This is a genomic window from Fodinibius sp. GM108, from assembly GCF_058386985.1.
Genome location: NZ_JBYEIR010000004.1, coordinates 144,966 through 161,002 on the forward strand (window position 1 = coordinate 144,966; position 16,037 = coordinate 161,002).

15 protein-coding genes are annotated in these 16,037 nt (G+C 43.5%); 6 read left to right on the forward strand and 9 right to left on the reverse strand.

What is annotated here, in order from left to right; translation table 11 throughout:
• Positions 1-73: 73 nt before the first annotated feature.
• The 3 genes from rsmG to ACT3ID_RS08595 form a co-directional block, all read right to left on the reverse strand.
• Positions 74-688, reverse strand: a complete 615-nt coding sequence (rsmG, locus tag ACT3ID_RS08585; protein ID WP_491541605.1) for a 16S rRNA (guanine(527)-N(7))-methyltransferase RsmG — start codon at positions 686-688, stop codon at positions 74-76.
• Between the two features lie 57 nt (positions 689-745).
• Positions 746-2,635 (reverse strand): tRNA uridine-5-carboxymethylaminomethyl(34) synthesis enzyme MnmG, encoded by a 1,890-nt coding sequence (gene mnmG / locus ACT3ID_RS08590; RefSeq protein ID WP_491541606.1) that lies wholly within the window; start codon positions 2,633-2,635, stop codon positions 746-748.
• Positions 2,636-2,807: 172 nt separating this feature from the next.
• Positions 2,808-4,526 (reverse strand): SulP family inorganic anion transporter, encoded by a 1,719-nt coding sequence (locus tag ACT3ID_RS08595; protein WP_491541607.1) that lies wholly within the window; start codon positions 4,524-4,526, stop codon positions 2,808-2,810.
• A gap of 100 nt (positions 4,527-4,626) precedes the next feature.
• On the opposite strand from ACT3ID_RS08595, the gene ACT3ID_RS08600 reads away from it, so the two are divergent.
• Positions 4,627-5,091, forward strand: a complete 465-nt coding sequence (locus ACT3ID_RS08600; protein ID WP_491541608.1) for a sugar phosphate nucleotidyltransferase — start codon at positions 4,627-4,629, stop codon at positions 5,089-5,091.
• 7 nt (positions 5,092-5,098) lie between these two features.
• A complete protein-coding gene (locus tag ACT3ID_RS08605; protein ID WP_491541609.1) occupies positions 5,099-5,437 on the forward strand; it encodes a sugar phosphate nucleotidyltransferase in 339 nt (112 codons plus the stop codon).
• A gap of 38 nt (positions 5,438-5,475) precedes the next feature.
• Here ACT3ID_RS08605 and ACT3ID_RS08610 read toward each other — a convergent pair whose 3' ends face one another.
• Together ACT3ID_RS08610 and ACT3ID_RS08615 are read right to left on the reverse strand one after the other, a co-directional pair.
• Entirely contained in the window at positions 5,476-5,796 is a 321-nt protein-coding gene (locus tag ACT3ID_RS08610) for a hypothetical protein (protein WP_491541610.1), read from the reverse strand.
• A 138-nt stretch (positions 5,797-5,934) separates the two neighbouring features.
• The gene (locus ACT3ID_RS08615; RefSeq protein WP_491541611.1) at positions 5,935-6,846 is read right to left on the reverse strand and encodes a c-type cytochrome; all 912 of its coding nucleotides are present in this window, start codon (positions 6,844-6,846) and stop codon (positions 5,935-5,937) included.
• Positions 6,847-6,977: 131 nt separating this feature from the next.
• Between ACT3ID_RS08615 and ACT3ID_RS08620 the strand changes: the two genes are divergently transcribed.
• From ACT3ID_RS08620 to ACT3ID_RS08630, 3 genes are all read left to right on the forward strand, one after another.
• The gene (locus ACT3ID_RS08620; protein ID WP_491541612.1) at positions 6,978-7,595 is read left to right on the forward strand and encodes a hypothetical protein; all 618 of its coding nucleotides are present in this window, start codon (positions 6,978-6,980) and stop codon (positions 7,593-7,595) included.
• Between the two features lie 52 nt (positions 7,596-7,647).
• Positions 7,648-8,256, forward strand: a complete 609-nt coding sequence (locus ACT3ID_RS08625; RefSeq protein ID WP_491541613.1) for a hypothetical protein — start codon at positions 7,648-7,650, stop codon at positions 8,254-8,256.
• 71 nt (positions 8,257-8,327) lie between these two features.
• The gene (locus ACT3ID_RS08630) at positions 8,328-9,332 is read left to right on the forward strand and encodes an amidohydrolase family protein (RefSeq protein ID WP_491541614.1); all 1,005 of its coding nucleotides are present in this window, start codon (positions 8,328-8,330) and stop codon (positions 9,330-9,332) included.
• Positions 9,333-9,359: 27 nt separating this feature from the next.
• On the opposite strand, the gene ACT3ID_RS08635 is transcribed toward ACT3ID_RS08630, so the two are convergent.
• The 4 genes from ACT3ID_RS08635 to ACT3ID_RS08650 all read right to left on the reverse strand — a co-directional run bounded on the left by ACT3ID_RS08635 (position 9,360) and on the right by ACT3ID_RS08650 (position 14,255).
• The gene (locus ACT3ID_RS08635; RefSeq protein ID WP_491541615.1) at positions 9,360-10,367 is read right to left on the reverse strand and encodes a cytochrome d ubiquinol oxidase subunit II; all 1,008 of its coding nucleotides are present in this window, start codon (positions 10,365-10,367) and stop codon (positions 9,360-9,362) included.
• Between the two features lie 36 nt (positions 10,368-10,403).
• The gene (locus tag ACT3ID_RS08640) at positions 10,404-11,723 is read right to left on the reverse strand and encodes a cytochrome ubiquinol oxidase subunit I (protein ID WP_491541616.1); all 1,320 of its coding nucleotides are present in this window, start codon (positions 11,721-11,723) and stop codon (positions 10,404-10,406) included.
• A gap of 1,181 nt (positions 11,724-12,904) precedes the next feature.
• On the reverse strand, positions 12,905-13,396 hold the full coding sequence (locus ACT3ID_RS08645; RefSeq protein ID WP_491541912.1) for a VOC family protein: 492 nt from the start codon (positions 13,394-13,396) through the stop codon (positions 12,905-12,907).
• A 4-nt stretch (positions 13,397-13,400) separates the two neighbouring features.
• Positions 13,401-14,255 (reverse strand): SDR family oxidoreductase, encoded by an 855-nt coding sequence (locus tag ACT3ID_RS08650; RefSeq protein ID WP_491541617.1) that lies wholly within the window; start codon positions 14,253-14,255, stop codon positions 13,401-13,403.
• A gap of 299 nt (positions 14,256-14,554) precedes the next feature.
• Here ACT3ID_RS08650 and ACT3ID_RS08655 point away from each other — a divergent pair, with 299 nt between their 5' ends.
• Positions 14,555-16,030 carry a flavin monoamine oxidase family protein gene (locus tag ACT3ID_RS08655; protein ID WP_491541618.1) on the forward strand — a complete coding sequence of 492 codons (1,476 nt, stop codon included), beginning with the start codon at positions 14,555-14,557 and terminating at the stop codon, positions 16,028-16,030.
• Positions 16,031-16,037 lie beyond the last annotated feature (7 nt).

Consider the following 16,037-nt stretch of genomic DNA (forward strand, 5'->3'; position numbering starts at 1 on the left):
GCCGCGAAGAGAGCACGGAATCGAGCGCTGCGAAGAAATGGATAGGAGCGGAAAAAAGCGGAGAGTTATGTTACTAACTGCGGGAAGCTATTACGATTGCTTTATCACGATAAAAACCAGATAAACCGGAAAGGTCATAGCTCTCAATGGTCATTGATTGAGGAAGGTCTTTGAGTTCATCTTCAAAATCTGCTCCTTTATAAAAAACCATTTGCTGCCATGGAAGGCCGGATGTCATTTTAAAGAGCTCATCTATTTTAAATGCATGTTTAGATATCAGCAAAAATGACTCATCGTAACTGAAGTTTTCGATTGATCCATCCACAATGCCGATGTTTTCGAGCCCTAATTTTTTAGCCATTTGCTTCATAGCCAGGCATTTCTTGCTCACTAAATCATTCAGAACAAAGTGTTTCTGAGAGTGAGTGATGGCAAGCGGAATTCCCGGAAGTCCGCCTCCGGTTCCGGCATCCACAACTATTTCATTCTGTTTGAAAACATCAAAATGTGATAATAGTAGTGAATGTCGAATATGCTCCCATACTGTTTCACGTGAAACACTTCGGCTTACGAGATTGATACGTTGATTCCACCAAAGTAGTTGGTCAAGATAATCTTCTAGCTCTTTTCGATGATTAGAGACTAATTCGTCGACAAAACCTATTGTTCCACGTGAAACCTTTTCCATTTTGATCCGTTGATGTTCCACGTGAAACAATTATAAGAGGTTTGAATTGCGGTGTAATTAATTGTCGAGATAGACCATCAGAACAGAAATATCACTCGGGCTTACTCCGCTGATTCTGCTCGCTTGTCCTAACGTTTCGGGTCTGATGCGATCCATCTTTTCTTTCCCTTCAGCAGAGAGGCTATTGATTTTTCCGTAATCAAGCTCTTCGGGAATGAGCGTGTCTTCCTGCTTTTTCATCTCTTCAACCATCTCGAACTCTTTTTCGATATAGCCAGAATACTTTATTTGAATCTCGACCTGCTCGAATACGAGTTCGTCGGTTGTTATTTCAAGCGCCTTTTCTTTGAGTTCGGGATCAGCTTCCAGAATGTTGAAGATAGAAAGTTCCGGACGTGGAATCAGGCTTTTGGCTTTCACCGGTTGGGAAAGAGTAGAGGTTCCGCGTTCTTCAAGCATCGGATCCATCTTTTCTGGATATACCGTGTAGTCAGCGACGAGATCATGGATTTTATCAATAGCCTCTTTCTTTTTCTTGAACTTCTCAAAGCGCTCGTCAGAGGCCAGGCCAATTTTATGTCCGAGCTCAGTTAATCGCAGGTCAGCATTATCCTGACGCAGAAGAATGCGGTGCTCGGCCCGTGAGGTAAACATGCGGTAAGGCTCTTCGGTACCTTTTGTAATCAGGTCATCAATAAGTACACCAATGTATGCTTCGGAGCGCTTAAGGATAAATTCATCTTTCCCCTGGACTCTGCGCGCAGCATTAATTCCAGCCATAAGTCCCTGGCATGCTGCTTCTTCGTAACCTGTGGTGCCATTGATTTGTCCGGCGAAAAAGAGTCCTTCTGTTGTTTTTGTCTCCATGCTTCGGCGAATCTGATATGGAGGGAAATAATCGTATTCAATTGCATAGCCGGGACGAAGCATAACCGCATCCTCAAAGCCGGGAATAGTGCGAAGCGCTTTGTATTGTACATCTTCAGGCAGTGAAGTGGAGAAGCCATTCAGATACATTTCGTATGTATTCCATCCCTCGGGCTCAAGGAAAAGCTGATGACTATCTTTATCTGAAAAGCGGTTGATTTTATCTTCAATGCTGGGGCAATACCGCGGACCGGTAGATTCGATCGTGCCATTAAACATCGGGCTGCGATCAAATCCGGAGCGGAGCATATCGTGTACGTTCTCATTGGTAAAGCCAATCCAGCAGGTCAACTGCTCTTCTCGCGTCGGTAAAAAGTCAGTCATAAACGAAAAAGCGTGCGGCTCTTCATCGCCGTACTGAACTTGAAGCTTTTCGTAGTTAATAGAGCGTCCGTCGATGCGAGGAGGCGTGCCTGTTTTAAGCCGACCGACTTCGAAGCCGAGATCTTCAAGGGCGGCAGAAATTCCTATGGATGCGCGTTCTCCCGATCGTCCTCCGCCAAAGTTTGTCTCTCCGATATGGATGAGACCATTTCCAAAGGTGCCGGTCGTAAGGATGACCGATTTAGCTTTAAACTCTTGGCCTGTTTTTGTGCGTACTCCTGTGGCGCGTTTACCATCCTCAGTGGTGAGTACATCTACGACATTATCCTGACGGAAATAGAGATTTTCTTTCTTCTCTAATTCTTTTCGCATAGTCTTACTGTAAAGGGCGCGGTCGCTTTGACAGCGGGGACTCCACATAGCAGGACCTTTACTTGTATTCAGGACTCGGAATTGCACGCCGGATTTATCAGCAACAGTGCCCATAAGCCCGCCAAGGGCATCAATTTCTCGGACAAGCTGGCCTTTAGCTACGCCACCTATGGCGGGATTGCAAGACATTTTAGCAATGGAATCCAGGTCCATTGTAATGAGCAGAGTTTTAGCGCCCATCTCTGCGGCAGCACCAGCGGCTTCACTTCCAGCATGTCCGGCACCTACCACAATTACATCGTAATCAGGATAAAGAGATTTCATATAGTGTAAGTGTATGTTTTTATTACACTTAAGTAGTTTAAATTTAGGTGGAGAGATGGAACTGTTAACGTTGCAAGCTCCGGTTTAGTCTGTCCACCTTCATTGATTGATAGTCTCCAAAAATAACGCTTTTATCAGAAAATGTTTAACGGCTAGTAAATTTGATAAAGGATCATACCAAATGAGATTCTTCTTCGGTTTCGTGCTCCAGGCTTTCTACAGCTTTGATAAGATTGAGGTAAAAATGCTCAGGACCAATAACATCATCTAGTCCGGATCTTTTGAAAGCATCACGAACCGGTCCTTTAACACCAGCAAAAATTACCTCGATATTCCTGCTCTGATAATCATCAACCAATTCTTTGAGAGCGTGAAGGGCCGTGGCATCAACTTCATTTATTCCGATAGCGTCGATAATTACCTGATCAAGATTCTTGCCGCTCTCTGTTTCCAGTTCTTCTAGTTTTTCTTTCATATAAGGGATGTTTGCAAAATAGAGTGAGGCATCGATGCGCACGATAATGGTATTGGTTTGGGTGAGTCCCTCGGGATGACGTTCTAAATCGCGATATTGATTAGTATCGGGCAGACGTCCCAACATTACTATATTGGGATAGCTGCTCCTGTGAATAACTATGCCAAGAGATATCAATACTCCGACTCCAATACCTTCGAGGATACCTAATGCCAACGTAGCTACAAAAGTAACCGTCAGAAGTATGAACTCTCGGGTGCGAACCTTCCAAAGGAATTTTGCTTCTCCAAAATCTACGAGTCCAGGTACGGCAGTAATAATGATTGCGGCTAACACCGTTTGTGGGAGATAACAAATAAGAGGTGTTAAAAATAATACCGTCAATGCCACAAGCGCTGCGCTTACCAGAAGTGAAACACTTGTTTTTGCCTGGTTTTCGTCATTAACAGCAGTTCTGGAAAAACTGCCGGCCACAGGATAGGCATTGAATATAGATCCTACCATATTAGAAAGCCCGATGCTAAAAAGCTCTTGATTGGAATCGACTTTGTAATCCAGATTTCGCCGCACCATTGCTTTTGCCAAGGCGATGGATTGTGTAAAGCTTAGAAAAGCAATAGCTAATACAGTAGGTATGATCTCCCAAAAGGGGATTTCAGCTACAGCAGGAAATTGCGGTGCGGGATATCCCTCTTGAACACTGCCTACAATATTAACTCCGGACTGATCAAGTTCGAAATACCAAACAATGATAATAGCAAGAATTACAGAAATTAGTTGCGAAGGGATGCGGGGATTAACCCGTTTTAAAACTAAAATAAAGATAATGCAGCCTGCACCAATAAAGAGGGTTGGCAGGTGGATGCTTCCGAAGTTATTAATAAGATCAGAGATGACGGTATAAACATATTTGCTGCGTTCTAATTCGACACCAAGTAGATTTCCAAGCTGACTTACACCGATAATGAAGGCTGCAGCGGATGTAAATCCACTGAGTACGGGTTGAGAAATAAAGTTCATCACAAAACCCAGTCGAAAAACTCCCATCAAAAATTGAGTAGTGCCAACAAGGAAAGCAGTGGCCAGTATGTATCCTATAAATTCATTGCTGCCCGGTTCGGCCAGGTTTCCAACTCCGGTAGCAATCAAGATAGAGATAATAGCAACGGGACCAATTGCAAGTTGACGGGAAGTGCCAAAAACGGCATATATGGCCAAAGGAACGATTGAAGCATATAACCCGTAAACAGGAGGTAGACCGGCCAGCATAGCATAAGCCATACTTTGCGGAATCAGTAAAATACCGACTGTTAGTCCGGCGCGAATATCTTTTTTTAGATAGGAAGAGTTATAATACCGAAGCCAGTCGGTTATAGGGATATAGCGATCAAGCAGGGTTTTATCCCTGTTTAGCATATTTAAAGATGCACTTTTTGATAGTGTTTGGAAATTGCTATCAATTTAATTAGCAATTAAGTAAACCATATCATTCCACTGAACCAGTCTAAAAAGCGTTATGAGTGAAATTACAAAAGCAGTCATTCCCGCCGCCGGATTAGGAAATCGAATGGAGCCGATTAGTAACTACTTGCCCAAGCCGATGCTCCCGCTCGGGAAAAAACCTGTACTTCAACATATCATTGAGGAGCTGAAGGGGGCGGGTATTGAAAAAATTGCGATTGTCACACGTAGTGACTACGAGGCTATTTTTGATTATTTCGGTGGCGAATCGACCATAACCTTTATAGAAGATAATACAAGGTCCGGACCCGGCGGGGCGATATTAAAAGCAGAAAATTTTATCGGTGATGATGAGTTTCTGGTTGTTTTTTCCGATGCTCCAATGCTCGGGAAAAACAGAACGAGATATCTCAAGAAATTGATAGACACCAAAACTAGTAATGAATTAAAAGGATTACTTTCGATTTATCCGATCTCAGAATCAGAAATACATTCCAGGGGGGGTAGTTTGTTTCGATGAGCAGAAGGTGACGGCTGGTGAAGTTGTACGGCTGACAGATATCCTCGAAAAACCTTCAAAGGATCAGGAGTTTAATTTATGGGCATCGGCTTGCCGCTATATTTTTGATGTTGAAATCATCGATTTATTGAAATCAGTATCCCCTGATGATAACGAGGAGCTTCAGCTAACACCAGCTATTCGTAAGTTAATTAATAAAGGAGGCTCAGTCGGTGGATATCCTTTGCAGGATGATTTGGAGCGGCATGATACAGGAAATTTTGAGGATTACTTTTATGCATTCCGGAAATTTAGTCAGCATGAGGATTTTAAAGGAGCCGACGATCCTCAAATAAAAAAGCCCTAACCGTTTATGATCAGGGCTGTAAATTTATAAAGGAGTTGTTACCCCTGTTCGGCATCCAGATATTTTACCACGGCACGCCAGACAGCATCCAACTTGTCTTCCCCTTCATGTTCATAGCTGGTCTCATCATCCACAGTAATTCGACAGAGCTTATCTTGGATAAGTACACTGTGGCCTAAATCTTCTTCGATTTTAATGACAACAGGCATAAGCCATTTCCAGGATTCGTGGAATTTCATATCCTCAACAGCAAGAAAAGCCAGCGGGATATCCTTAACATCTTCCTGCTCAATTTTGATAGTGGATCCCATCAAATTTTCAATGAGACGATTACCATTGTTTGCTTCTTCTTGTGTCATAATCAATATGTTAAATGAATTATTTCTGAATAACTTTGTCCTAAGATACACAAAATAAAAAAGCTCGCAACTGCTTAGTTGCTTCTAAAAGAAGACAGCCTCCGGATGTTAGAAAAGTAGAAAAAGCACAAGTGGTGACTAATCAATGTCAAAATCTTCAGCACGCCACGGTGTTGTGCGGTCACTGTATTTCTGACTTAAATCAATGATATCCTCCTGGGTGATTTCTGGTAGATCACTCTCACTTTCTTCCCGCAGATAATTAAGAATTGCGGCCATTTCAGCTGCACTCAGTCGTGCCTTGAAAGATGGCATAACCCCTTGATAGGTTTGTCCATCGACTTCAATTTCTCCTTCCAATCCGTTTAGTAAGATACGAATTGATACTGATTTATCACCGGTTATCCATTGGGTATTTACAAGGGGCGGAAAAACATTGTCAGAACCTTCGCCATTGCTTCCATGACAGCCACCGCAGTTTTGAGTGTACAAGTTTGCACCATTCAGAAGGGTGGGATCTCCCGCTTCATTAAAAGGTATCTCTGTTGGCTCACCTACGTTTGGAATTACCTCACACATCTTGGCAAACCGTTCTGAAAGCTGTCTGTTTATTCGTGCCAATGACTGTTGATCCATGGCTTTATGCACGCTGGCTATCCGTTCATGCATTTCTTGCATCTGGAGATACCATTCGCCCGTCATGAGAGTCTGCATATGCCTGCCCATATTTTCTTCGGACATCATTTTATCTCTTTGCATATCCCGCTCTTTATGCCAGGCCACCATCTGTTTGTGATTGTTATGTAACTGTATGCGCATATTTTGTACTGCGCTATAAAGTTGATCGAGCTCTTTTATTGAATCTTCACTTTCTGAGTTATAGCCCTGTTCTAATTCTTTGTAAAGCTCATTTATAGACTCATAGGTTGATGCTAACTGGTGATGCTGGCTTTCGGTTAAGTTATCCGAACCCTCTGATTGACATGAAACAAGCAGGGAAAAAGCGGCAACGATAATCAATGTAAAGGTTGATTGGAATAAATAATTCATAAGTGTAAGGACTGATTGCTGAAGAGGTAAAAAGGCTATCAATGAATTAAAATAGTCATACTGAAACACAACTGTTTATAAAACGTAGGTTCTTGGCAACTGAAAATGAAAACTAAGCAATATCATTTACTATGCAGAACCTCCGTTCAATTGTAATAGTTATTGTTCTACTGGGATTGAATTGCACTGCTTCAGCTCAAGAAACGCAAACATTAATTAGCGGTGATGTTACTCACGGTGGATTTGGTGCACCGGTAATAAAAGTCAGCGATGTAGCAGGAGAGACTGGTCTCTGGGTTGGTGGGCGTGGCGGATGGATGTTAAATATCGATGAACAGAACGCTCTATCGCTGGGGGGAGGTGGGTATGGATTGGTAACAGACCACAGTATTCTCGATTCTAACTTTGGTGATCCCGACGCGGATTATTACGCACTGAATGGCTATGGCGGATTTGAACTGGAATACATCAATCGTCCACACCGTCTAGTCCACCTGACGTTTTCTTCTCTCATTGGCGGTGGCGGATTCATGATCAGGGATGATGATTATGATAAACAGTTTGATGATCCGGATCCCTATTTTGTAGTGGAACCGGGAGCAAACATCGAACTTAATGTCACAGAGTTTATGCGAATTGCTGCCGGAGTTGGTTATAGATATACCAGCGGCATCAGTAGAGCCGGCTTTGACGATAACGACTTCTCAGGTATTAGCGGGTCGTTTACTTTTAAGTTTGGCAAGTTTTGATTCAGGGATTTCCAGCCAGGAGTATTTTTAATTCGAAAAAATTACTCAACCAATGAAAAAGCTGATACTATTTGTCGCAGCATTAATATTGATACATCCAGCAAAAGGATTTGCACAAGAAACAGAAACGCTGTTTTCAGGTGATGTTGATCATGGTGGTTATGGTGCTATGGTTTTCGGGATGACCTCTGTGAACGGTGATTTTACCTATCTGCGGGGTACACGAGGAGCCTGGGTTATTAATTTGAATGACAGAAATACCGTAAACCTGGGACTTGCGAGATATCGTACACAAAATAATTTTGAAGCGGCCAACTGGACTCGACAGGATACACCCCAACCAGAGCTGGATACCGACTATGGCGGATTTGTGGTGGAGTATGTCCACCATACTAATCATCTTTTTCACGTTAGCGTGCAAACACTGGTGGGATCAGGAAGCGTTAACTATGAAGACACCGATTTTGACTTTAATCCTAATTCCGACAGCTACTTTGTATTGCAACCAGGTGTGAACTTAAATTTGAATGTGACTGACTGGTTTCGCCTCACCGGCGGCCTGTCTTATCGATATGCGGGAGGTGTGGATCTTGAAGGAACCAGCGATAAAGAGTTGTCCGGTATTTCCTCCTTTTTTGCCCTGCGATTTGGGTGGTTTTAATAGCTAATATTTCTAACAGAAGACTCGTCAAAACAATGAAGAAGACTTTTTTCCTTATCACCATTTGTTTCATGATTATTCTACTATTGGGATTTACAATAATTCCAGATTCTTATTCAGATGATTACGAAAAACCTGTTTCAGGGGCGGATACTCTTATTGACCATCACACCCATATTTTTAGCCCGGAAGTGCGTAAATACCTTGAAGAAAATGTAGAAGGTGTAAATGACCTGCCGCCGTTAGGTATTGAACAATTAAAGAAGACGATGGAGCGGGATAATGTAGACGAGGCCGTTATTTTGTCAAATGCTTATTTTTTCTCTGATTCAGGTGAAGTATCCGGAGATCAATTCAAAACTTTACAGTCCGAGAATGATCGTGTAGCTGAAGCTGTATCAAGGTATCCCGACAAGTTGGTCGGCTTTTTCAGTATCAATCCACTTTCTGATTCCGCTTTCGTTGAAATTGAGCGCAATGCTGCCAGAAATAAATTTGCTGGTATTAAACTTCATTTTGCCAATTCAGGAGTCGATTTGCGAAATCAGCACCATGTGAAGCGCCTGGCAGGTATTTTTAAAGCGGCAAACTCATATGATCTAGGAATAGTTGTTCATATGCGAACGACAGACGAACCGTATGGTCGAGAGGATGCTCGGATTTTTGTGGATAAGATTCTTTCGCAAGCACCAAAGATCCCAATTCAGATTGCTCACATGGCGGGATGGTCAGGTTACGATGAGGCTACTGACCAAGCCCTGGGCGTTTTTGCTGATTATATAGCTAAAGGGGAGTTGAGGGATCACATTTATTTTGATTTATCTGCTGTGATTAAACCGGTTTCTGAAAGTAAAAAAGATGACGATAAAGAAGCAGAATCGCAGTGGTATCCCCAACAGCGATATGAACGGCTGACCGAAAGACTTCGAACAATTGGAATGGAGCGGATACTTTTTGGTACGGATTGGCCGGAGTGGATGCCCGCTAACTATAAATCAGATATAGAAAAAAAGTTGCCGCTTACCGAAAGTGAATTGCAGATTATATTTTCAAACCGAGCCCCATGGGTTAGGTAAGTTGGATCTAACCGTAATATCAATCCGTCAGACATCTTCTCTGCGAAATTGTTCGCCTTTAAAGACCTTCATCAGGTAGTACAGTGCGGGTAAGATAATACAGGCACCGATGACGAGGGCAATGACCAGCTGCAATAATGCTGCATCGGGAGCAGCAGCATTAAACAAGGATAGGTGTCCACCCTGCAAATTTATTACAACCGGATATTGAATGCTGAACCACCCAATCAAAATCATGAGAACCTGAAATCCGGTAACCAGACGTGCATAAATCGCCCGCCTGCGGTTCAGAAAAAATGTAAGTACTGGCAGACTTAAGGTTGCAAGTATAATACAGGTAATGGCAACTGGTGAATCCAAAAATAATGACAGCAGGGGAAAACCGGAAAAATAGGCGACTATAAAGATGAGGAGACCGGATAAAACTGTTGCTGTCTGTAACTTTTTAGCAATAGCTATAAATTCCTGGCGTACATCTACATCTTCACTTTCGGCGATCATGAAGACAGCGGCCAGATAAGTAAATATGCTGAGGGTAAAAATGCCAACAGTAAACGAAAAGCCGTTAAGCCAGGGCTGCATAAATGCATCATAAAACAGATCGGCATTGGTATTGATACGTCCAAGCATGATGGCACCGGTAATTACACCCAGGAAGAAGGGGGCTATAATGCTGGAAATCTTAAAGATCCCTTCATACAGCTCAATACTCTGATCCCGGATAGCATCATAGTGCATAAAAGCAAAAGCTGTACCCCGCAAAATAATGCCAATTAAAAGCAGTACAATTGGTATATGGAGATAGGTGGACAAGACCGAATAGATGGCAGGAAAACCCATAAACAAAATTACAATGACCAAAATCAGCCAGACATGATTGGCCTCCCAAACAGGTCCTATGGCATGCGTGATCTCCTCGCGGTTCTCTTTCTTGGTGATCATCTGGAGGACACCGGCTCCGAAATCAGCACCGCCGAAAATCACGTAAAATACTAACGAAAGAGCCAGAAAGAATGTGGTTATTATCAGTAGCATACCGCGGCTCAATTATTTCTATTGTGATTTACAGGATCATTCATAGTTAACGGAATCATACTTATCGGGTAGTGTGATAATTTGTCGATACATTAGCCAGACCAAAACGGCAGAAAGCAGCAGGTAGACGCCAGTAAATAAAAAGAACGGGTACTGCAGTCCCGGCATACTGGTGACGGCATCTTCCGTTTTCATAATCCCGTAGATAATCCACGGCTGACGTCCCACCTCGGTAACAGTCCAGCCCGCTTCCACTGCAACAAAGCCCAGCGGTGTGGCGATAACCAGCAGCCAGAGCCACCACCGGCGCGAAAGCAGATGCGGCCATTTCCACTGGAAAAGCAAAAATAATAATCCGATAACTGCCATTATGATACCTGCCCCTACCATAATTTGGAAAGCTACATGTGTGATAAGCACGGGCGGCCATTCATCGCGCGGGAATTCCTCGAGCCCTTTGACCTCAGCATTAAAATCCCCATGTGCCAAAAAGCTGAGCATGCCCGGAATACGAATGGCATAGGGCACTTCCTGCGTTTCTTCATCCGGTAGTCCGCCGATGACCAAGTCTGCCGGAGCCTCCGTTTGAAAATGCCCCTCCATGGCAGCTAGTTTTATCGGCTGACGGTCGGCCACATCTTTGGCAGCATAATCGCCGGTAAGTGGTTGCATGATAGCGAATATAGCTCCTGCTGTCAGCGCAATTTTTATTGCCTTTTTGTGAAATTGGCTGTTCGGATTCCGCAACAACAAGAATGCATGCAGTCCTGCCACAGCAAAGCCTGTAGCAACAAAAGCAGCAAATGTCATATGGAGTGCCTGTGAAAACCAAGCATCGTTGAACATAGCGGCAACGGGATCTACATTTATCGCGCGACCGTCAACCCAGTCGAAGCCGGCAGGGCTATTCATCCAGCCGTTGGCTGCAACTACAAAGATGCCGGAAGCCACTCCGGAGATTCCAACTACGACGCCCGCTGTCCAATGTTTCCAGGGGCTAAGCCGATCCCAGCCATAGAGAAATAATCCCAGTGCAATAGCTTCTACAAAAAAGGCTGTCCCTTCCCACGAAAAGGGCATCCCGAAAATGGGTCCGGCGTGTTCCATAAATGTTGGCCATAGCAGTCCCAGCTCGAAAGAGAGTACTGTACCTGAAACAGCGCCCGTTGCGAAAAAAATAGCTACTCCTTTTGACCACGCTTTGGCTAAATCCTGGTACACCTGTTTTCCGGTGCGGATCCATTTATACTCGGCGGCTGCCATCAGGAAAGGCATCGCCATCCCAATACAGGCAAAGATGATATGGAATCCGAGAGAGACAGCCATTTGTAAACGGGCGGCGAGCAGGTCTTCCATGCTGAAATGTGTTTTAAATTGATTGTCGATTTCTGAGTTTCAGTGAATCGACCAACTCTCTTCAATAAATTTAGTGAAATTGATCAATAGTTATAAGATGATTCTCTTTGACCCCCTTGTTTTCACAGCTGCCAACTTCACGGACAAAATCATCTAAATCCCCGGCAGCTGTTTACATTAGGGGGTGTGCCCCTCTAAATTTTATTTGAGTACAATGTATCCTTTTACAAGAACCCGCCCCGGCTCGTTCCTCGGTACCCTCGGGTGGAGGGGACTTTTCAGCTGCCAGCTAGGGTTTTACGGCCTAAGAATTGTGTGCTGAGGTCAAAGAATACGGGTGTGGATTTTGTACCGGTAACTTCTTAATAAACAGGCACGGAAGTAAATGGACCATTAAAATCCACGTATTCTGCAGGCCGAAACCGAATTCACAATTCTTCAGCCTTGACTTTTAGTACCTTTTGTGTCAAGACAAAAGGTACCCCCTAACCGTAGTTTGGCGACAAAGATTGAATAAATTAATACGCACGAGTCCGGGTTTGTCCCTTTATACTGTAAGTTATATAAGCTCGGTTATTGAGAGAAGATTATCTGGACTGATCTGTAACTAAAAACCTTCAAGGAGTTTATATCTTGTTCCGGTGCTCTGCGTCTTGGTTTTTCTTCTTACATTTGCTGTGAGAGGGCTGTTCTTCCGCATTTTGCTTGAAAGATGATTATGCTTAAGGAGTGATTTCTCATCTCTATCTATTTGTTCATTTTTTGTGACCAAAAAACGAACCAAAAAAGTCTCTGGGGAATCGTAGATTTTTTGCTTACTAAAGCAGGAAAACGGAAATTGCTTTTCCACATTTGTCGTTATTATGAGTAGTCTTTCCCGCGATTCCCCCGAACCCCCTCTTTTTTAAACCTGCGAGATTGTCATCGCGAGCTCTATGGGTTAACAGGCCTTGGCGATCCCCAAGAACTAAATCAGGAGATTGCTGAAGTTAGAGCTTAATCTTCAGAACCACCCCTCTTACATCTCCTCCGACAGCTGTCGGAGGAAAATTTATTGCTGAGGATACAATTCGTTAAAAATGTTCATAGGTACTTTTCGACTTCAGCGGATCATCAGTATTAAATCAATGGAGCTCTGTGGGTAAGTCTCACACCAAGCTGCGCAGATCCGCAGCTCAATATTATTCCAGCTCTTTGAGCAGACCCTGCAGATCCAGCGGGCGGGTAACCATTTTAACAGACCCATCTTCATCATACTCCCATTCATCTCGGGGCCGATCCCAATAAAGTTCCAGGCCGTTGCCATCGGGATCATTCAGATAAATAGCCTCCGATACGCCGTGGTCGCTGGCTCCTGTAATTGGATAGTTTTTATCCCGTAATCGCTTATAGATTTCTGCCAGATCTTTCCGGGTGGGATACAGAATTGCTGCATGATACAAGCCGGTGCTGCTTTTAGGAGCAGGCGATCCGCCTTTGCTGTGCCAGGTATTTAATCCAATATGATGATGGTAGCCACCGGCCGAGATAAAAGCGGCATTTTCTCCGTACATGGTTGTGAGCTCGAAGCCGAGTAACTCGCGATAAAAAGCCAATGCCTGATCCAGGTCAGCTACTTTCAGATGCACATGTCCGATTCGTGTCCCGGAAGGTGTTGTATAGTCGTTGTTCATTGTACTACTCAAAATAGTCTTTAATAAAATCCTTAATATCCGTTGGTTCCCGTCCTAACAGTTGTTCCAGGTGATCGTAGGTAAAGTTAAGACCTCCATTTGCAAACGTGCTGGCTACCATCATAGTCATTGCCTGCTGATCGTCCGGCAAGTCGACCTGCTTCAATTCATCTTGAAATTTTGATATTGGAACATCCGAATAGGTGATCATATTTCCGGAATTGTCGTTGATCATATGGGTTATTTCAGGAAGAGTATACGCTTGATTGGACGTTATCTCGTAGATTTCATCTTGGTGTTTTTGGGGATTTGTGAGTGCGTTGGCCAGGGCTTCGGCCATTTCTGTACGCATGGCAAGGTTAATTTTTTGTCCGTCTGATGGAAACCGCCACTGCTCGGTTTCAAGTGCATCACCCAGAAAGAGGGGCAGAAATTCTGTATAGAAGGTATGGCGGAAAATACTGTACGGAATACCTGAATCTTTAATTAACTCTTCTGTTTGGGCGTGATCTTCAGAAAGGGGGCTCAGTTTTTGATCAGCCTTTACTAAACTTGTATAAAAAATCTGATCGATTTCGTGTTTCTGCGCCGCATCTATAACACTCTTGTGTTGTTCAACCCGGCCTTCTAATGAACTTGCCGAAATCAACAGAAGTATATCAATACCATTTAGAGCCTCCTCCATTGATGAATAATCATTATAATCTCCAATTCTGATTTCCACATCCTTAGCTTCAAGCTCTGCTCCCTTTTCCTGGCTTCGCACAAGTCCTGCAAGGTTTACGTCTGGATTTTTATCCAACAAAAAATTGATGGTTTGTGACCCTAAATGCCCGTTTGCTCCGGTGACTAAAATCATAAATGATGAAGTTTGTTTGAATAGGTATTTGATGTTTTTTCAACCGGATAAACAGCTGTAATCGTTCCTGCTTAAATAAATTGAAAGGAGATAGGAAAGTTAGAATTAAGGAATTTATTATATAATAATCTTAGGACTTTTTAACTAAAAAAATATGACATCATACCCATTATTTGTTAAAATGTTTAAGGATTATCATTAAAGAAATATATGATATCTGCTTTAGGGTATGGACAGGGTTGGAGTTGATAACGATGAGAACATCTGAATAGGTAATCTATAACAAAAGAGAGTAAGCTATGGATGATGGAGAAAGCAATATATCGAGAAGACATTTCTTGCAGCAACTGATGATGGGATTTGGAGCTGTTGGTACGGGGTTGGTTTTACCTGGTTCAATATCCGGCCAATTCTCTATATCAGGCAAAACAACAGATCCCCAGAATGTATTGGTTCTTGGAGCCGGGCTAGCAGGACTCGCTGCAGCTTGGGAGCTGAATGAAGCCGGACATAATGTGACGGTGCTGGAAGCCCGGCAGCGTCCCGGCGGACGGGTTTCTACCATACGAGAGCCATTTGCGGGTAATCTATATGCCGAAGAAGGAGGTGCGGCTTTCTCAAATACCTATACTCACGCGATTAAATACATTGAAAAATTTGAGCTTGAACGCGCACCGTGGGAGCTACCCGAGAACCCCGTCTACCACCTGAATGGAAAGCGATTTACCACCTCTGCAGAACAGCAAGTTGAATGGCCCTACGAGCTGACTGAGGAAGAACAGCAGTTAGGGCCAATGGGTATTGTTGAGAAATACATTATCAATACTCTGCCGCCTGAAATTTCTGAGCCCAACTCTTGGGATGAAACACCTCTGGTGAAGTTGGATAAAGAGTCTCTGGCCGATTATATGCGCTCCCAGGGTGCCAGCAAAGGAGCCGTTAAGCTTATACAAAATACTCAGTGGTTTGGTGCAGTTCCTGATAGAACTTCGGCACTTTCAATGGCGGTGTCTGATTTTGGTTTGTTTATGGGAGCACCGCCGTTTGTATTGGTGGGAGGAAATGATCAGCTGCCCCGAGAAATGGCAAAGTCGCTAGGGGATATAATAAATTACGGAGTAAAAATAACTGCCGTGAAAGATCAAGAGGATGGTGTTGAAGTGATGGCAACAGAGTCCGGCAATCAAGTTAGCTTTGACGCTGATAGAGTTATCTGTACATTTCCTGCAAAAGTGCTTGATAGAATAGATTTTGAACCATCGCTTCCCGGGAAAAAGAAAGAGGCGATTGATAATATATCCTATCTTGATATAACCAGAACATATCTGCAGGTTAACAAGCCGTATTGGCAGGAAGAGGGTGTATCGGGAATGGCCTTTACTGATCTGCCGGTTGGTCAAATTAATGCCTATCCTGGTGAAAGTGAATCGATACTGGAAAGTTATGTCGCAGGTACATCTGCAGGTGAGTATGGAAAACTTTCCAAAGAAGAACTCATAGAAAAAACCATAGAGGGACTAGATAAAGTTCATCCGGGAATTCGCGATCACTACCAAAAGGGCAGTGGATATGTGAAAACCTGGAGTGAAGATCCATATGCGTTGGGCGGACCTAGTTGGCCGGCGCCCGGTGAAGTCACCAGTTATCTTAAACCTTTGCAAGAACCTCATGGACGTATTCATTTTGCCGGCGAACATACGTCGATTTTGAGAAGCACAATGGAAGGAGCGCTGCGCTCCGGAGCTCGTGCTGCAAAAGAAGTACATGAGGGCTGATAACATT

Excerpts from the sequence above, each read along its gene's own strand:
- rsmG (WP_491541605.1), bottom strand. The coding sequence starts at position 688 with ATGGAAAAGGTTTCACGTGGAACAATAGGTTTTGTCGACGAATTAGTC.
- mnmG (WP_491541606.1), bottom strand. The coding sequence starts at position 2,635 with ATGAAATCTCTTTATCCTGATTACGATGTAATTGTGGTAGGTGCCGGA.
- ACT3ID_RS08595 (WP_491541607.1), bottom strand. The coding sequence starts at position 4,526 with ATGCTAAACAGGGATAAAACCCTGCTTGATCGCTATATCCCTATAACC.
- ACT3ID_RS08600 (WP_491541608.1), top strand. The coding sequence starts at position 4,627 with ATGAGTGAAATTACAAAAGCAGTCATTCCCGCCGCCGGATTAGGAAAT.
- ACT3ID_RS08610 (WP_491541610.1), bottom strand. The coding sequence starts at position 5,796 with ATGACACAAGAAGAAGCAAACAATGGTAATCGTCTCATTGAAAATTTG.
- ACT3ID_RS08615 (WP_491541611.1), bottom strand. The coding sequence starts at position 6,846 with ATGAATTATTTATTCCAATCAACCTTTACATTGATTATCGTTGCCGCT.
- ACT3ID_RS08620 (WP_491541612.1), top strand. The coding sequence starts at position 6,978 with ATGCAGAACCTCCGTTCAATTGTAATAGTTATTGTTCTACTGGGATTG.
- ACT3ID_RS08625 (WP_491541613.1), top strand. The coding sequence starts at position 7,648 with ATGAAAAAGCTGATACTATTTGTCGCAGCATTAATATTGATACATCCA.
- ACT3ID_RS08630 (WP_491541614.1), top strand. The coding sequence starts at position 8,328 with ATGATTATTCTACTATTGGGATTTACAATAATTCCAGATTCTTATTCA.
- ACT3ID_RS08635 (WP_491541615.1), bottom strand. The coding sequence starts at position 10,367 with ATGCTACTGATAATAACCACATTCTTTCTGGCTCTTTCGTTAGTATTT.
- ACT3ID_RS08640 (WP_491541616.1), bottom strand. The coding sequence starts at position 11,723 with ATGGAAGACCTGCTCGCCGCCCGTTTACAAATGGCTGTCTCTCTCGGA.
- ACT3ID_RS08645 (WP_491541912.1), bottom strand. The coding sequence starts at position 13,396 with ATGAACAACGACTATACAACACCTTCCGGGACACGAATCGGACATGTG.
- ACT3ID_RS08650 (WP_491541617.1), bottom strand. The coding sequence starts at position 14,255 with ATGATTTTAGTCACCGGAGCAAACGGGCATTTAGGGTCACAAACCATC.
- ACT3ID_RS08655 (WP_491541618.1), top strand. The coding sequence starts at position 14,555 with ATGGATGATGGAGAAAGCAATATATCGAGAAGACATTTCTTGCAGCAA.